General features: G+C 46.1%; 15 protein-coding genes and 1 pseudogene. 9 read left to right on the top strand and 7 right to left on the bottom strand.

Going from position 1 to position 16,186, the window contains the following annotated elements; translation table 11 throughout:
- Nucleotides 1-63: 63 nt before the first annotated feature.
- Nucleotides 64-606 carry a GNAT family N-acetyltransferase gene (locus tag FC26_RS07350; RefSeq protein WP_057779240.1) on the bottom strand — a complete coding sequence of 181 codons (543 nt, stop codon included), beginning with the start codon at nt 604-606 and terminating at the stop codon, nt 64-66.
- A 178-nt stretch (nt 607-784) separates the two neighbouring features.
- Here FC26_RS07350 and FC26_RS07345 point away from each other — a divergent pair, with 178 nt between their 5' ends.
- Entirely contained in the window at nt 785-2,083 is a 1,299-nt protein-coding gene (locus FC26_RS07345) for a Y-family DNA polymerase (RefSeq protein ID WP_057779252.1), read from the top strand.
- A 503-nt stretch (nt 2,084-2,586) separates the two neighbouring features.
- On the opposite strand, the gene FC26_RS07340 is transcribed toward FC26_RS07345, so the two are convergent.
- Nucleotides 2,587-3,252 (bottom strand): type 1 glutamine amidotransferase, encoded by a 666-nt coding sequence (locus FC26_RS07340; RefSeq protein ID WP_057779239.1) that lies wholly within the window; start codon nt 3,250-3,252, stop codon nt 2,587-2,589.
- 84 nt (nt 3,253-3,336) lie between these two features.
- The gene (locus FC26_RS07335; RefSeq protein WP_057779238.1) at nt 3,337-4,377 is read right to left on the bottom strand and encodes an SDR family oxidoreductase; all 1,041 of its coding nucleotides are present in this window, start codon (nt 4,375-4,377) and stop codon (nt 3,337-3,339) included.
- 115 nt (nt 4,378-4,492) lie between these two features.
- Between FC26_RS07335 and FC26_RS07330 the strand changes: the two genes are divergently transcribed.
- On the top strand, nt 4,493-5,044 hold the full coding sequence (locus FC26_RS07330; RefSeq protein ID WP_057779236.1) for a TetR/AcrR family transcriptional regulator: 552 nt from the start codon (nt 4,493-4,495) through the stop codon (nt 5,042-5,044).
- 13 nt (nt 5,045-5,057) lie between these two features.
- Complete coding sequence (locus FC26_RS07325) at nt 5,058-5,681, top strand: GyrI-like domain-containing protein (RefSeq protein ID WP_057779235.1); 624 nt, start codon at nt 5,058-5,060, stop codon at nt 5,679-5,681.
- Nucleotides 5,682-5,880: 199 nt separating this feature from the next.
- Here the strand turns inward: FC26_RS07325 and FC26_RS07320 are convergent, their stop codons facing one another.
- Nucleotides 5,881-6,645 carry a sulfite exporter TauE/SafE family protein gene (locus FC26_RS07320; RefSeq protein WP_083483777.1) on the bottom strand — a complete coding sequence of 255 codons (765 nt, stop codon included), beginning with the start codon at nt 6,643-6,645 and terminating at the stop codon, nt 5,881-5,883.
- Nucleotides 6,646-6,752: 107 nt separating this feature from the next.
- Between FC26_RS07320 and FC26_RS07315 the strand changes: the two genes are divergently transcribed.
- Nucleotides 6,753-7,694, top strand: coding sequence for a LysR family transcriptional regulator (locus FC26_RS07315; RefSeq protein ID WP_057779234.1), 942 nt, complete (start codon nt 6,753-6,755; stop codon nt 7,692-7,694).
- 46 nt (nt 7,695-7,740) lie between these two features.
- Here the strand turns inward: FC26_RS07315 and FC26_RS07310 are convergent, their stop codons facing one another.
- The 3 genes from FC26_RS07310 to FC26_RS07300 all read right to left on the bottom strand — a co-directional run bounded on the left by FC26_RS07310 (nt 7,741) and on the right by FC26_RS07300 (nt 10,661).
- A complete protein-coding gene (locus FC26_RS07310) occupies nt 7,741-9,111 on the bottom strand; it encodes a sensor histidine kinase (RefSeq protein WP_057779233.1) in 1,371 nt (456 codons plus the stop codon).
- A gap of 11 nt (nt 9,112-9,122) precedes the next feature.
- Nucleotides 9,123-9,821, bottom strand: a complete 699-nt coding sequence (locus tag FC26_RS07305) for a response regulator transcription factor (protein ID WP_057779248.1) — start codon at nt 9,819-9,821, stop codon at nt 9,123-9,125.
- 174 nt (nt 9,822-9,995) lie between these two features.
- Nucleotides 9,996-10,661 (bottom strand): DUF975 family protein, encoded by a 666-nt coding sequence (locus tag FC26_RS07300; protein WP_057779232.1) that lies wholly within the window; start codon nt 10,659-10,661, stop codon nt 9,996-9,998.
- Between the two features lie 142 nt (nt 10,662-10,803).
- Here FC26_RS07300 and FC26_RS07295 point away from each other — a divergent pair, with 142 nt between their 5' ends.
- The 5 genes and pseudogenes from FC26_RS07295 (at nt 10,804) to FC26_RS07275 (ending at nt 16,150) form a co-directional block, all read left to right on the top strand.
- Nucleotides 10,804-11,631: an alpha/beta hydrolase gene (locus tag FC26_RS07295; RefSeq protein WP_057779230.1), complete on the top strand. Its 828-nt coding sequence runs from the start codon at nt 10,804-10,806 to the stop codon at nt 11,629-11,631.
- A 165-nt stretch (nt 11,632-11,796) separates the two neighbouring features.
- Nucleotides 11,797-13,704 (top strand): heavy metal translocating P-type ATPase, encoded by a 1,908-nt coding sequence (locus FC26_RS07290; RefSeq protein ID WP_057779229.1) that lies wholly within the window; start codon nt 11,797-11,799, stop codon nt 13,702-13,704.
- A 90-nt stretch (nt 13,705-13,794) separates the two neighbouring features.
- Nucleotides 13,795-14,022, top strand: a complete 228-nt coding sequence (locus FC26_RS07285; RefSeq protein WP_057779227.1) for a heavy-metal-associated domain-containing protein — start codon at nt 13,795-13,797, stop codon at nt 14,020-14,022.
- Between the two features lie 10 nt (nt 14,023-14,032).
- Nucleotides 14,033-14,590 carry a ferritin-like domain-containing protein gene (locus FC26_RS07280; protein ID WP_057779226.1) on the top strand — a complete coding sequence of 186 codons (558 nt, stop codon included), beginning with the start codon at nt 14,033-14,035 and terminating at the stop codon, nt 14,588-14,590.
- A gap of 168 nt (nt 14,591-14,758) precedes the next feature.
- A pseudogene (locus FC26_RS07275) lies at nt 14,759-16,150 on the top strand (FAD-binding oxidoreductase).
- The last annotated feature ends 36 nt before the right edge of the window (nt 16,151-16,186 follow it).

Raw genomic sequence — 16,186 nt, 5'->3', positions numbered from 1 at the left:
CTAATAATTCTAGAATTTTGGCTCTATTTTTCATCGGCTGGTTAGTTTTTTCCCAGTCCCTTGTTATGCACTATGGGGGAGTTGTGAATATGGAATGAACGCTTCGCCAGTAGCCGCGCTCAGTTGTTTCTGAAGCCAGTAGGTATCGTACCCCTTACCGTGTTTAAAACCGACTTGCTTGAATGTACCGACTAACTCGTAACCGAGATGCTGATGAAAAGCAAGGCTTGCCAGGTTCTCACCAGTCACGCAGGCTAATAAACTTGTGACGTGTTGGGTTGCCAGTTCCGTTTCTAAAGCCTGATAAAGTTGACGGCCAACGCCCTTGCCTCTGGCGGCTTTGTCCGTATAGATACTGGTCTCGACGGTCCAGTCGTAGGCGGCCCGTGGACGATAGCGGTGAGCGTAGACAAATCCGAGAATTTGCCCGTCGTCATCTTCTGCGACTAAATAGGGATAGTCGGCTAAAACCTCAGCGATGCGGTCCGCAAACTCGGAGACGGTCGGGACGGTGAGTTCAAAAGAAACCGCCGTATCCGTAATGTAAGGACGGTAAATTTTAAGTAACGCAGCAGCGTCACTAATGCGTGCAAGTCTGATATGCATGGCATGACTCCTCGATTCTGAAAAAAGTAATACGGATATTATACACGAATTGTTGGAAAAGTGTCCCTAAAAAAATCCGAAAATTGAAATTAAATTTTAGTTTGACTGTGCGAACATATGTTTGTATAATCTAAGGGTGAAAGGGAACGTGATCGGTGATTATTTTGAGGTGACTATGATGGATTATGGCAACGAACCACACGGGTTGTATTTTATGATAGATAATAAATCTTTTTATTCTAGCGTTGAATCGGTTGAAAGAAAGCTCAATCCACTGAAATCCATATTGGTTGTTGTCTCGATGACAGCCAACACAGGGGCGGGCTTAGTTTTATCTGCCTCGCCGATGGCAAAAAAACTATTTGGTATCACGAACGTTTCTCGTGCTCGGAATCTTCCTAAGGATCCCCGACTAATTAAAGTTGCACCTAGAATGAACCTATACATTCATCGCAACATCCAAATTAATCATATTTTTCAACAATTCGCGGCACCTGAGGATATTGTGCCGTATTCAATCGATGAAAGTTTACTCCAGATGCAGCATTCTTGGCGGCTATTCGGCAATACACCACGGGAAGTTGCACGAAAAATTCAACTAGAAGTAAAACGGCAATTAGGACTTTACGTTACTGTTGGGATTGGTGAAAATCCGACACAGGCTAAAGTCGCATTGGATCTAGTCGCGAAGCATGATTTTAGCCTGTTGGGTGACTTGAATTATGAAACATATCCCCAAACTGTTTGGCCAATTACTGAACTAAACCAAGTTTGGAGTATTGGGTCTCGGACGGCGAGTCACCTGAATCGCATTGGTATTCACTCAATGAAAAATTTAGCATATGCGGATCCGTATCAATTAAAGGATGAGTTTGGCCTCATGGGAGAGCAATTATTTGCCTTGGCGTGGGGGATTGATCGAACTGATGTACATAAGTTGGTGAAGATTAACGATAAATCATGGGGAAACTCGCAGGTACTCCCTAGCGACTATACTGTGCTCGAAGAAATCGAATTGGTGATCAGTGAAATTGTGGATCAGACCAGTTCACGAATGAGACATCATCAACAACTCGCAGGGTGTGTCGCACTCTCCATTGGCTTTGGCTATGCTAGCGCTGAAGATGATGGCCGCCAGGGATTTTCAAGATCCATGCGTATTGATCCAACGGATAATAGTCGTGAGCTGTTTGGTTATTGTCGCAAGCTGTTTGAAGATCAGTGGAATGGTGAAGTTGTCAGAAATATTGCGGTTTCGCTAAGTCGATTGACCGACAATAGTGGCTTACAACTGGATTTATTTCAAGAACCAGAAAGACAAATTAAGACGGCAGCCACTGATGCCGTGTTGGATCGCGTACGCGACCGTTTCGGCAGTACAGCCGTGTTTAAAGCAAAAAATTTAAAAAAGGGTGGGACTTTTTTACAACGCGCTGGGCTGGTGGGTGGACATAACGGTGGAAATGTATTTGATTAGTGAGGTGAACGTAATGAAACACAAATATGGACCAATTGACCAAATGAAGGATGATCGTGTCGCGCAACAGTTTTTCAAGAATGATTATGAAGAACGAGGAATGCTGAAATGGCAAGGTTTTTTTAAGTGATCACACTAGCTCTATCAAGAAGGATCAAAAGAAGGCCACTACGGAGATAGTCAAACCGCAGCAAACTAATCAAGAAATAGAAGCGCTTCTTTTTAGAGCACTTGAGTATCAATATCAGGTGCATATTCAGTTGAGTGAGTTACAGCAGGGCGAAACGATAGCTAGTGTGACAGGGTACGTAAAGCAATTAGAGCGCATCCGAGTTCTTATTCAAGTAGATCATAATCGGATACATGAATGGGATTTGAGTCAAATACGAAACGTACAATTGTGTCCCACCAATAAAATTAAATGGTCATGAAATTATTTTTGATGTGAGAAATAGCACGTAAAAATCCCGCAATTCAGTGATCACTGAGTTGCGGGATTCCTATTATTCTGTAATGTAGTCTAACAGCCGATTTATTACTATCTGATTTTCGGATGGCACACGGTATGCCAAAATTTGCTGTGGTGTTTGGTGCAACTTATTTTCTTGCGTGTATTGCGCATCATTAGCGACAATGGTGCGCACGTCATCTGGTAGTGGTTCGAGATGAAATTGCAAGCCAATAACACGATGATTCATGACAAACCCTTGGTTGCGTACTAGATCGCTGGAAAACAGCCAGTGATCTTCATCTGGGATAGCAAATTGCTCTTCGTGCCAGTGTAAAGCCGTGAGTTGTTTTGGTAAATCGGGAATGATAGTACTTTGGCGATAGACAGGTGCCCAGCCCACTTCTTTAGCTGCCGCTTTAGTAACGGGATATCCAAGCGTCTTGGTAATTTGTTGTGCACCGTAGCAGACACCAAACATCGGTTTATCCATATTAAGCATAGTTTGAATTAGGACTCGTTCTGCAGTAATCCAAGCTAGGTCATCATTGGGGCTCATTGGACCACCTAGTAAGATTAACATATCGACACTATCAGCTTCAGGTAAGATACCAAATTGATACGGATGATAAATGGTAATTTCGTGTCCGTGTTCGTGTGCCCAGGTGTAGATTGCTCCAGGGCCTTCATTCGGGGTATGTTGCAGGATACTTATGCGCATATTCGCCTTTCCATCAACGGCAATGTTGTTCTAAGTATCGCCTGCAAGTACCTAAGATAGGTTTATTTTAGCACCGTTGGGACGTTATTTCACGGTGATGATTCCTAAATCGATCATCGATTGTGCTGTGGCAATGATGGCTTCTTTAGCTGATCGAGGATGCCATCCTAGTAACTGAACGGCTTTATCATTTGAAGTTGCAGCATAGGTGCCTGCGACTGAGGCTACCATTTTGAGCATGGGATTTGTTTTGGCGGCGAGTTTTAAGGCTGGCGTCGGAATCTCGTGTTTGGGTAGTTTTTTAGAAAAGGTGGGAAATGCAGTTCGTAATATATTGGCTACTTCCAGCATTGAGAGTGTTTCACCAGTGGTCGCAAGAAAGCGTTGACCAGCAGCCTCTGGGCGTGTCATTGCGAGTAGATGTAAGCTAGCAACATCGCGGACGTCAACATAACCAGAATCAACTTTAGGTACTAGGGGTGTTTGGCCAGTCATCATTTCCTGAATTTGAATATTTGAATGGGAATAGTCATTTGCTAGTACCGGTCCCATAACGGCGACGGGATTAACAGTCGCGAGTTCTAATTTGGAACTATCATTGGCGATGAACTCCCAAGCGGCACGTTCCGAGAGTGTTTTTGATTTTTGATAGGCGTGAACACCGGGCTGGGTGAGGTCGGACCAGACTTCTTCGGTGAAGGGCGTTTTCTGGTGCTGATGACCTGCAAAAATGGCACCGTAGGCGGAGGTCAATACGACACGCTTAACATCGTGACGACTGGCAGCACGCAGTACATACAAGACACCTTGTATAGCTGGATCGATCATTTCAGACTCGTTCTTAAAATTTAACGTCGGTGTTGGTGAAGCCGGGTGAATGACATAGGTGGCACCCGAAATGGCAGCATCCCAATGAGCTTCATTAGTGAGATCCGCCGCCACGAAACTTAGATCGGTTAAATTTTGAATGCCAGCTTGATGTAACATTGACTCGATCAAAGGACGTTTTTTTTCAACATCGCGAACGGTTGTCCGGACAGCATAGCCTGCTTGGAGTAACTGAGCAATAATATGACTGGCAATAAATCCTGAACCACCGGTAACAACAACTAATTTTTTGGACATTTTGTTCTCCTTCTTTTGCTTGAGATAGTTGTAACGTCAGTGACAATAATGTACACTGCCTGTAAGCTCGTCACAAGCGTTATCAGGGCATCTGTGACAGAATGGAGAAGGTGTAATGGCAGCTACTAAACATGCGCAACTGATCCAAAAGGATTCACAAGATTATCTTACGGAAGCGTTATTTCAATTGTTGGAGAAAAAGTCTCTGGAGGAGATTAAGGTGACAGAATTGGTTACACGCGCCGGCGTGAGTCGGATGGCCTTTTACCGGAATTATCAAGGATTAGAAGACATTATACGACAGTATTTCGCACCTAAATTGAGTCGAATGTTTGATAATGTTATTTTTCAAAAATCGGCCACCATAAAATTACAAGATATGCAGACGTTTTTCGATGAGTTTGCAGCGCAATTACGATTATCCACGCAACGTAACTATGAGTACTTAATACGCGATTTATTCACTGAAAATATGAGTCATTACTATGAAAATTGGACTGGTTTGGATCCAGTTAAGCAGCGATATTGGAGTGTGTTCATGACCAATGGTGTTTATGGCATCTGGCGTGAATGGATGTTATCTGGTCAAAGGGAACCATTGGCGAATCTCCATAAATTAATTAAGACGCTTCAGGATACGACTGAGTTGGCACTAAAACAGAGATGAGGGGTATTTCTAAATGACAGAATCATGGCGCAAGACGGATAAAAAATTGTACTTTCCAAAAGGGGTTGAACAGGTGACGGTTCCGGCCACTAACTATATTGCATTAACGGGTGTTGGAGATCCTAATCAACCGGCGTTTTCTGCTAATATCACGGCGCTATACTCAGTAGCTTACGCTTTGAGATTTGCACTCAAAGGCGGTGCGGCTGGTGAACCATACGTGTATACCGTTTATCCGTTGGAAGGGGTGTGGACGACTACCGACGGATCACGAGGAGCAAATTTGAATAAAGCTGCATTGGCATACCGGTTAATGATTCGTCAACCGGCTCAGGTAACGTCAGCACTATTTGAGGCGGCAGTGGCTACGGCGACCAAGAAAAAAGGATTAGCAGAGTTAGTCAACGTCACGTTTGAACAATTCCCCGAAACAACGGCTGTACAGGCACTGCACGTGGGAAGTTTTGATACGGAGGGGGAGACTTTTGCCAAAATGGATGCGTATTTAACTGAAAATAACTTAAGGCGTATTCCGGTTGTCGATCAGTATTGGCATAGGGAAATCTATCTGTCTGATTTTAGGCGTGTCGAAGAAGCTAAGCGTAAGACACTGTTGCGGTATCGGGTACAGAACTAGTCATCGGAAGAGTCAGGGCGATGACACGGTTAGTAAGTTGTAATAGTCGAATTTTATATATTTGGAATTATAAAATTGTGATAAAATAAACGTTGTCTGATCTTGATGAAATCAGACAACGTAATCGGTATGCGGATTATATCCTAATCCAAATATTCTCTTAGAGGACCTCACTCATGTAGTGGGGCCCTCTGTTAATTTACAAAAAATCATGAATTAATTTAATAAAGAAGATGACCAGAACGATCAAAATCAGTGGTTTAGCAACACTTGAACCACCGCGTTTAAAGTAGCGAGCGCCTAAAAAGTTACCTGCAATTCCAAAAATGCCGGCTACGGCACCCAAGAGAAGGACGACTTTACCACTGAATAAAAAGACGGTGAGACTCGTGATGTTCGTTGTCAGATTGATCACCTTGGTGGTACCAGCCGCGAGGTTCATGGGCAGTTTAGCCAGCCCGGTTAGGCAAAGCAGCAGGAACGTCCCGGTTCCGGGACCGTAGAAGCCATCGTAAATTCCTAGGAAAACCGCGATAATGAGTGTGAGTCCGAGCTGACGAGGGGCCAACTGATCGGTAAGTAACCCACCGGCACTCAACGCGTTTTTCTTGAATAGGAGGTAAATGGCGGTGAGCGGTAAAATAATGAGTAAGATAATGCGAAAGTAACTATCGGAAATGTGGAGCGCTAATTTTGCACCGATGGTCGAACCAACGAGGGCGGACGCAATGGCAACGAGCGAAAGTTTGAGTTTCATGTAGCCACTACGTGCAAACTGGAGGGTGGACACCGTCGTTCCCATGGCGGAGGACAGTTTGTTGGTACCGATACAAAAATGAATTGGCATGCCCGTCATAATGTAGGCGGGCAATGAAATGAGACCGCCGCCCCCGGCGATAGAATCCACAAAGCCGCCTAGAAAGACTAAGGGACAAACAATTAAAAAGGTCGTTAAACTAATCAAAGGTCGTACTCCTCTCAAATAACATAAACTTAGAGTAGCACGCCGGCAGTATAAAAGATAAGATATATAATATATTCAAGCTATAAATATTATTTATGGAGGATGCCATGTTTAATATCAGTGATTATATTCTAACGATTGTGGCACAAGGGACGTTTTCTCAGGCGGCTAAGCAGCTCCATATTTCCCAACCCGCGCTGAGCATTGCAGTTAAAAAATTGGAAACTCAAATTGGTCAACCGCTCTTTGACCGGGGACAAACACCGCTTGCACTGACGACGGCGGGAGAATTATACGTGGCTAAAGCTCGTCAGGTGGTGGCCCTCGAAGAATCGTTAACGGATGACTTAACTCATTTGGAGCACCGCCTCACTGGCAATCTGACAATTGGTGGCGCGTTCATTTCGGTGACTTATTTATTACCGCCACTGCTTCGTCGGTTTCATGAACAGTTTCCGAATGTGCAACTTACCGTACTAGAAGCCCCGTTTCCAGACCTGCCACGACTATTACGAGATCGCCAAATTGATTTGGCGGTTGATACGGATTTGGTGCTGAATCCGCAGATCAACAGCGTGAAACTTTTTGAAAATCACGTTTTGTTGGCAGTACCGGATCATCTCATTACAGACGTCACCATATTGACCAAGGGCTATCAGTACGCTGATATTCTCGCCGATCAGCACATTCAGGCGCCACAAAGAGTTGCCCTAGCAACGTTTGCGCAGCTACCGTTTGTACTGATGACGCCATCCAATGAAATTGCACAGCGGACAGCACCATTATTTACGGCGGCCAATTTTAAACCAACCACCGCCATGATCGTGAATCAACAAATTAGCGCCTACGAGTTTGCCCGCCGAAACTGGGGTGCGGCCTTTGTAACGGATACGTTGATCAAGCATAGTACACCGGTTACGGGCATGCATTTTTATCGAATTGAAAGTGTGGAACAACCCCGCTACGTGGCAGCGTCGTATTACAAGCAGGACTACCAGTCCCAACGTCTGCAGAAATTTATTGCGGTTGCCCAACAGTTTTATCATTAAAAGGTCCCACAGGACCGCCATTATTGACGTACCTGTGGGACCTGTTTTAATGAAACGTGAGGATGAATTTGGTACCGGTGGGGTGTTGATTTTCAATCGTGATTGTACACTGGTTAGCGTCCGCGAGTTGTTTAGCGATGGCCATTCCTAACCCAGTTCCCGGAATCGTTCCGCGGGTATCACTGCCCCGATAGAAACGTTCGAAAATATGGGCTTGATCTTCGGCACTGATTCCCGGACCCTGATCCGTGACGGCAACCTGCGTCCCCTGATCCGTACGTTGTAAGGTGAGCGTGATGGTACTAGTTACGGGTGAATATTTCCCAGCGTTACTCAAAAAGTTAGTAATAATTTTTTCAATGCTTGGCGCATGGGCGGTAACCGTTATGCCCGCCGGAATCTGAGTGATGAGAGATTGTTGCAGAACGGGCGTCATTTTTTGAGCGAGGGTCTGTAAGGCGGCACTCAAATCAAACGGTTGCTGATCATAGGTGAGGCGATCGGCCCGCGATAGGGCCAAGAGGTTTTCAACGAGGGCCTGCATCTGATGTGATTCGTCATCAATATAGTCAATCGAATGCGGAACAATTTCGGGATGCGCATCACCGCGCCGTTTAATGAGTTGGGCATGGCTGCGAATCGTGGCGATGGGGGTCCGAAGTTCATGGGCGGCGTTTGAAACGAAGAGCTTTTCCTTTTCAGTTTGATCGTAGAGCTGTTGAAGTAAGCTATTAAAGCTGGTAGTGAGGTTCGTGACCTCGGTGGGTTTTGTCGGTACGGATAGTTGAATTTCGTTTTTAATACCGTGCTCGTTCACCTGTGAAGAGATTTTGTGAACCTGATCGGTAAGACGCTCTAGGGCCTCGGTCAAGCGGTTGGCAATCGAGCGAATGTAGAGCGGACTAATCAGCAGGGTGATGACCAGAATAATGACGGTCACGATAATCACATGTTCGAGAATTTCTAACTGGCTGCCTAATTTAGTCCAGAGTTGATACTTGATTCCCCGTGCATGGCCGGACGCGTAGTAGACGAAGCCGTCGCGATTACTATAGTAGAGGTGATCAATGAACGGAATTTTACGAATCTTGGATTCTAATAGGTCGTCCGTATCCGGCGAGTAGTAGTTTTTAACCTTTGCATCGCGACGCATGTTGGTCACGTGAACGTAGCTGGTGCTGGTATCCATGGTGCTATTGTTACGCCAATTCTCCCAATCGTCATCTCCATCGATCACCGTTTTTTTTAGGCTTGTAATGATATGGGTGGTGTTGGTTTGGCTAAGTTCCAATAACTGGTGGCCCACTGCGACAACGGTCGCCAAACTGGAGATGAGCATAATGACGATAATGAGCGCGGTAAAACTCCGGAGCATGATGGACGAACTGTTTTGGGATAGGCTGGTTTTTTTGTTCATGGGCAATTTCCTTACTGATTCAGCGACAAGGAGTACCCAACACCCCGCGTAGTGTGGATGAGCTTAGGCTTGCCGTCAAATTTATCGATTTTATTGCGCAAATAGCGGATATAGACATCGACCACGTTGGGTTGTCCTTCGAAATCGACGCCCCACACGAGGTTGAGTAGCTCGTCACGGGTGAAGGTTTTGCCGACTTCCTTGAACATTTCGTGAAGGAGATTGAACTCTCGCTGAGTGAGCTGAATGTTGTGTGAGCCACGGATAACTTGGCGTTTAGTCGCGTCGAGGGTCAGATCATCAAGGCGATAAAGACCGTTTTCCGGTGTCCCAGTCCCCATTCGCGGCCGTCGTAAAACGACCTGCATGCGGGCGAGTAGTTCTTCGGTGTCAAACGGTTTGGTGACATAATCATCGGCTCCGCCTAATAGTCCCGCGACTTTATCACCCGTGTAATCACGAGCAGTGAGCATGATGACGGGGACATCACTTTCCTTACGAATTCGGCGTAAGACCCCGAGTCCATCGAGTTTTGGGAGCATCCAGTCCAGTACTACGAGGTCGATATCGGGCAGGTGACTCAGAAAGGTAGTGACCGCACTTTCACCATCAAAGGCAGAAATGACCTGATAGTCTTCAAACTGAAATTCAGTGGTGAGTGAATCAACCAAGCCACGTTCATCTTCCACGAGTAATACTGTGTTTGTCATTTGTTTTGGAACTCCCATCGTTAGTTTGACTTCTATGTAAGTTGGTCATGGGTGGCGATACAGTGTTGTAACACTGATATTAGAAAGGAATATCCCATGACCAGATTTAGCGTACTACGTGCGTTTCACCGGTTCAAGTAGTGTGATCTGAGGATTTTCTGTGAAATTCTCATTTTACGCATGACTTGGTTGTGCTTCTTGGTCCCGTAAGGTGCAGTAGAAATTAGCAAATGTGAGACTGAAGTAGGGTTGCACGTAGAGAAGTGCGATCCCGCACGTAATGATAACGAGTAGCATCCACCCGATGAAACTCAGACTGAGAATAAAGTAGTCCATTTTATGTCCGTTCATCAGGTAACGACTCTGGGTGATGGCATCGAGATATGAGATCCCATGCCCATGATCTAGGGCATCGCGGTAAATATAGTAGGCCTGTGAGTAGGCAATGGATTTCACGATCCCAGGGATAATGAGTAAGATCATCCACAAAACAATGAAAATGAACTGAATAATGCCAATCACGATTACTCCCAATACATAGTGGGCATTGGTGAAAATAGTCATCGATTTTTTGAGGGGCTGGGTCGCAGTGGCCTGATCCCGAAAAAGATCAATGAGGACAAAATTAACGCCGACCGAAACTAGGGACAGGAGTAGGTTGAGTAACAAACTACCAGTGTCGGTGCTGTTCCAGACATCGGTGGGGGTGTTCCACCAGGGTAAATTCATGACGCCGGTGAACAGGGTCAGCAAGAAGATGGGAATAAAAAGAATAAAGAAAAATGAATAGTGCTGGTGCAATAAGGTCTTTGATTCACGCTTAAGTAATTGACGGTTCATGGCGATCCCTCCTTTGCCCTAATTATAAAGCAAAGGAGGGCCTAAGTAACGAGATTCTAATGGGCAAATAATTAGAATTGAATGAATTTGTGAAATCGTCAAATTGTGTTAATATCAGTTGCAAATAGTTGGAGGAACAGAGATGCAATTTTTGAAACGAATGTTAGTCACGTTATTGGTCATCGGTGGCATGCTGGGAGCAACGACTAGTCTGGCACATGCTAAAACGACGACCCAACCGGTGCCCACCATTTTTATCCACGGTCTTCAAGGGTCGCACAAGTCTACCGATAGTATGATTGCCGCGGCCGAAAAGCAGAAGGGTGCCAAAAAGGTGCTGAAGATCAACGTGGCGGCGGATGGCACCCTGCAGGTGACTGGTCAGTATTCTAAAAAAGTTCGGCGGCCACTGATTCAAATTAATTTTGAAAACAATACTGCTAGTATTGCGACGCAGACGCAGTGGTTGACGACCATTTTACAGGATTTAAAACGAAACGATGGTGTAAAAAAGTATAACGTTGTTGCCCATTCGGCGGGGAATATTACCTTGTTTGAAACGGTTACGGCGCACCACCAAACCCTACCGACGCTCAACAAGTATGTGATATTAGCGGGGCCGTTTAATGGGGTGATTGGGATGAACGATGAACCTAACCAAAATAAGCTGTTAGCGCACGATCGGCCCCAAATCTTTTACCCAGCTAATAGCTGGTACCCGAGTTACCGCCAACTATTAAAGGATGCCCAGCATTTTCCCAAGCACGTCAAAATTTTGAACATTTATAGTGATTTGGGGGATGGCACGCATTCCGATGGTCAGGTGACGGTGCAGTCGGAGCAATCCGTCAATTATCTGTTACGTGGGCGAAAGGTTCAGCTAAAAAATGTGAAGATGACGGGCCTCACCCACAGTGGGCTGCATCAAAGTACCCGGGTGAACCGATTGTGGATTAAGTTTTTATGGTGATATGAATTAAAGGACGACGACTTCGGTTGGCGCCTTTTTTTATCCATTTTTATGAGGAAAGTTGATCTAAATCAATTTTTTCTCTCACGACGGCGGCTATGATAGAGACAGTTAATCGGAACAGCAGTGGTAAATCGCTGCATGTGGACATGAGGAGTGAGTGAAATGAAGTTTCAAAAATTTATCCAAGATCATAATCACCAAATTACGTTGTTAACCGCAATTTTGATTGTTGCTGGTTACTTAACCAAGTATGGGCTCGGTAGTACGACGGGAGAAGCGATAATGTTAGCCGTTGCTTCCATTATCGCGGCGATTCCAATTGTGATTCACGCCTATCAAGCGCTTCGCGTAAAGGTGGTCAGCATTGAACTGCTTGTTAGTATTGCGGTCATCGGGTCCTTTATCATCGGCGAATATGATGAATCTGCGATTGTGACCTTTCTCTTTCTGTTCGGGAGTTACCTCGAAGAACGGACGCTGTCTAAGACCCGGCAATCGATCAAGTCGTTAACCGAAATGGCACCGACAACGGCAACGGTGGTTCAGGCGGACGGAACGACTGAAGAAGTCGACGTCGATGATGTCGATGAGGGTGATATTGTACTGGTTAAAACGGGTGGCTCGATTCCGGTGGATGGGAAAGTGATTGACGGGCATGGCTATACCGATGAATCAGTTGTGACCGGAGAATCGCGGCAGGTCGGCAAACAGATTCAAGACGACGTTTTTTCTGGCACGATGGTGAGCGATGGCTACCTCAAGATTCAAGCGACGAAGGTCGGTGACGATACAACGTTTGCCAAGATTATTGAACTCGTCGAAGATGCCCAGGATACTAAATCCCATGCGGAGAAATTTATTGATCGCTTTGCCCAATACTACACGCCTGCCGTACTGGTGATTGCACTGGTAGTCTTTCTCTTTTCAAGGGATTTCAAGTTAGCGATTACGGTACTGGTACTGGGATGCCCAGGGGCACTTGTGATTGGCGCGCCAGTTTCTAACGTTGCTGGAATCGGGAATGGTGCCAAACGGGGAATCCTCGTAAAGGGTGGCGAAGCAATGGATACCTTTTCGAAGATTGATACGTTTGTGTTTGATAAGACGGGAACGCTGACGACGGGAAAGACGTCGGTTTCGACGATGAAGACCTATAAGGGACACCGCGAAACGACGCTGGCATTGGTTGCCAAGGTGGAGAGTTTGTCTGATCATCCCCTTGGTCGGGCGATCGTGACATATGCCGACCAACAAGGCGCTAATTTTCAGACCCTGAACGTGACCGATAATCGTACGGTCAAGGGTCAGGGAATGATTGCTGAAATCGATCAGCAAACGGTATTGGCTGGTAACCTGAAACTGATGCAAGCCCAACAAGTGCCACTCAATGATGAGCAGCACAAGGATTTAGCGGCATTACAGGCGACTGGCAGTTCCGTGGTGCTCGTGGCAGTGGCCGGAGAATTGGCCGCCCTAATTGGAATCTCCGATATTATTCGACCAGAAGTGGCTACTCAATTACAACAGTTGCGGAATAAAGGCGCTAAGCACCTCGTGATGTTGACGGGGGACAACCAAGCAACCGCCGATTACGTGGCCCAAACGGTCGGCATCGATGAGGTTCACGCCGAACTAATGCCGGAGCAAAAGGTCACGTTTGTGAAGCAGTTTCAGCAAGCTGGTCGTACTGTGGCCTTTGTCGGGGACGGAATCAACGATAGTCCGTCTATCGCGACGGCCGACATTGGAATTGCGATGGGGAGTGGCACGGATGTAGCGATCGAAACATCGGATGTGGTGTTGATGCAGTCAAGTTTTGAGGCTCTAGTGCATGCTTACGGACTGGCTAAGAAGACGGTATTGAATACGAAGGAAAATATTACCATTGCAATTGCGGTCGTGGCATTTTTGCTGATTGGTTTGGTCGCCGGCTTTATCTACATGGCAAGTGGGATGTTCGTTCATGAAGCCAGCATTTTGGTGGTCATCTTTAACGCCATGCGGTTGATTGGTTATGGTCATGCAACTAGCGTGACGCCAACCCCGGTTCCACGAACAACAACCAAATAAATGGATAAAACTTGATTTAGATCAATTTTTTACCCAACGGGGCTCGTTATAATAAAGACAATCAAGGAAAACGAAACGGAGGAATTGATGATGACAAAAAAGGCAATTTTACAACTCGATGGACTAACCTGTCCGTCATGTATGCAAAAAATTGAACACGCGGTATCTAATCAGGATGGTGTAGAAACGGTCAAAGTCCTGTTCAATGCCGGTAAAGTGAAGGCGGATTTCGATGATGCCAAAACGAGTGCGGCTGATTTGGCGCAGGTCGTCACAAAACTCGGCTACACCGTTGAAAAAGTAAAAGTGAAAGACTAAATCAAAGAGGATGACAAACATGACAGACATTGATGCATTATACGAAGCAGAAGAAAAGCAAACCGATATTGATCACCACACACCAACCGCCGGCGCAATGACCGGCCACATTCTAGCTAACTTGCTGGTTAACAACGTTAAGCTACACCAGACATTATGGTACGTGAAGGGGCTGGAATCGTTACAACTCAAACCGCTATATGAAAAGTTGATTGCACAGGGCCGGCAACAATTTGATCAATTAGCCGACGTGCTCTTAGATGAAAATGAGATTGCGCCATCGACGGTGGGAGAATACCAGAAGTACACCATGCTGGAAGAAGACGGCCGTAACAAGTACCGTTCGGCTGCAGCGTTAGTCGATATTACGGCGCACGACTTTGCGACGCAAAACATGTTCATTGATCGGGCCATTATCCTGGCACAAAAGGAAAGTCGCCCAGCGATGGCTGCCTTTTTGACAACGTTACGCGGCCAAAACAACCATGCCATTCGCGTCTTGCAGGCCGTTTTAGGTAAGTCTGCTTGGGATGGATTGGTTGAAGAAGATGACGACGATGAGGACTAGACTGCGGTGTCCCGGTCAGTTTCTAATTACAAAATAAAGCAACGGTAAGGCCGTTAGATATCAACGAGGATGATTGATACCTAACGGCCTTTTTGGGCGAGGACAAATGGTTGACTCACGGCGCGAATTTCGCTATAACGATGATATTAATGAAAGGATCTGATAATTATGGCAGCTTTTGCCGCATTTGACGACGCAGAAATTATTGCAGATTTAAAACAAAATGTTCCGGATGGACAAGTCTTAACGGACGATGAGAGCTTGGCGAAGGGCTCGTTTAGTAGCCGACAGACTAGTGCAGAAAGTCAACGGGCTTTGGCAGTGATTGAGGCCCACTCGACGGCTGATATTCAAGGAACGCTGCAGACCGCTCGTAAGTACCACGTTGCGGTTGTTCCCCAAGATCAGTTTACTAGTACGGTAGTGGGAGCCGATGGGGTTGCCCATAGTTTTATTTTATCAACCAAACAGATGAATCAGATTATTGAAATCGATAAGGAAGACTCGGTGGCGGTAGTTCAGCCGGGTGTGATCAATGGTGATTTGGATCAAGCGGCCCGAAAGTAGGGAATGTTTTATGCGCCCGATCCAGGTTCTAAACCATTGTCCGGAATTGGGGGCAATGTGGCAACCAATGCCGGTGGTATGAGTACTGTCAAATATGGGGCCACTAAGGATAACGTGCTGGGATTGAAGGTCGTTTTGGCGGACGGTCGTGAAATTAAGGTTGGTGGACGGACCTTAAAACAGGCGTTTGGGTATAACCTCACGCAGTTGTTTGTGGGTTCAGAAGGGACTTTGGGAATTGTAACCGAAATTACGGTGAAACTATTACCGATCCCACTCGGAACGCCAATCATGGGCGTGGCCTTCTTTGATGACATGACGAAGTTAGCCAAAGCCGTCACGGCGATCCGGATTTCTGGGGTTTACCCGACAATGCTAGAAGCCCTTGATGGTAATACGATGGTAGCCCTAGATCACTATGAGCATACCACTTATAGTGATAACAGTGGTGCGATGTTGATTTTTAAGATCGAAAGTAGCACCGATGAGAGCATGGCGGTTTTGAAGGAACTCTTGCAAAAGTATGAGGCGCAAAATGTTGAGTTGACGACTGATGCGCCCCGTCAGGCGGCCCTTGAGCAGTTGCGACGGGACATGTTACCAGCCGTTTTTGCCGGTCAAAACCACATTATGGAAGACATGGCAATGCCGCTGTCAAAGCTGGCCCCGATGATGGATTACATTCATGATGTCGGCGAACAGTTGGGACTAAAGATTTATGTGGCGGGTCACGCGGGGGATGGTAACGTGCATCCCACGATCGTTTGGCCAAAGGATGAGGCAATGCCAGAGGCTGTGAACCAAGCCCTCCGACTGATGTTTGAAAAAACGTTGGCCTGGGAAGGCACTATTTCCGGAGAACATGCGGTTGGAATGCTCAAAAATCAGTGGAACAATGCGGAGTTAGGGCCCGATGTTGATCAACTGCAACACCAGATTAAGGCGTTACTGGATCCAATGGGGATCTTAAACCCTAAGCGTAAAATTAACTAACGGAATTAAACAATTTTCGCTGGTTGGTAGTTAGTA

The organism is Paucilactobacillus vaccinostercus DSM 20634, from assembly GCF_001436295.1.
Taxonomy (GTDB): domain Bacteria; phylum Bacillota; class Bacilli; order Lactobacillales; family Lactobacillaceae; genus Paucilactobacillus; species Paucilactobacillus vaccinostercus.
The sequence above is the reverse complement of the archived record's forward strand: the minus strand, read 5'-3'. Positions and strand labels throughout refer to the sequence as shown.

Coding starts and splice junctions, on each gene's coding strand:
- FC26_RS07350 (WP_057779240.1), bottom strand. CDS start 606: ATGCATATCAGACTTGCACGCATTAGTGACGCTGCTGCGTTACTTAAA.
- FC26_RS07345 (WP_057779252.1), top strand. CDS start 785: ATGGATTATGGCAACGAACCACACGGGTTGTATTTTATGATAGATAAT.
- FC26_RS07340 (WP_057779239.1), bottom strand. CDS start 3,252: ATGCGCATAAGTATCCTGCAACATACCCCGAATGAAGGCCCTGGAGCA.
- FC26_RS07335 (WP_057779238.1), bottom strand. CDS start 4,377: ATGTCCAAAAAATTAGTTGTTGTTACCGGTGGTTCAGGATTTATTGCC.
- FC26_RS07330 (WP_057779236.1), top strand. CDS start 4,493: ATGGCAGCTACTAAACATGCGCAACTGATCCAAAAGGATTCACAAGAT.
- FC26_RS07325 (WP_057779235.1), top strand. CDS start 5,058: ATGACAGAATCATGGCGCAAGACGGATAAAAAATTGTACTTTCCAAAA.
- FC26_RS07315 (WP_057779234.1), top strand. CDS start 6,753: ATGTTTAATATCAGTGATTATATTCTAACGATTGTGGCACAAGGGACG.
- FC26_RS07310 (WP_057779233.1), bottom strand. CDS start 9,111: ATGAACAAAAAAACCAGCCTATCCCAAAACAGTTCGTCCATCATGCTC.
- FC26_RS07305 (WP_057779248.1), bottom strand. CDS start 9,821: ATGACAAACACAGTATTACTCGTGGAAGATGAACGTGGCTTGGTTGAT.
- FC26_RS07300 (WP_057779232.1), bottom strand. CDS start 10,661: ATGAACCGTCAATTACTTAAGCGTGAATCAAAGACCTTATTGCACCAG.
- FC26_RS07295 (WP_057779230.1), top strand. CDS start 10,804: ATGCAATTTTTGAAACGAATGTTAGTCACGTTATTGGTCATCGGTGGC.
- FC26_RS07290 (WP_057779229.1), top strand. CDS start 11,797: ATGAAGTTTCAAAAATTTATCCAAGATCATAATCACCAAATTACGTTG.
- FC26_RS07285 (WP_057779227.1), top strand. CDS start 13,795: ATGACAAAAAAGGCAATTTTACAACTCGATGGACTAACCTGTCCGTCA.
- FC26_RS07280 (WP_057779226.1), top strand. CDS start 14,033: ATGACAAACATGACAGACATTGATGCATTATACGAAGCAGAAGAAAAG.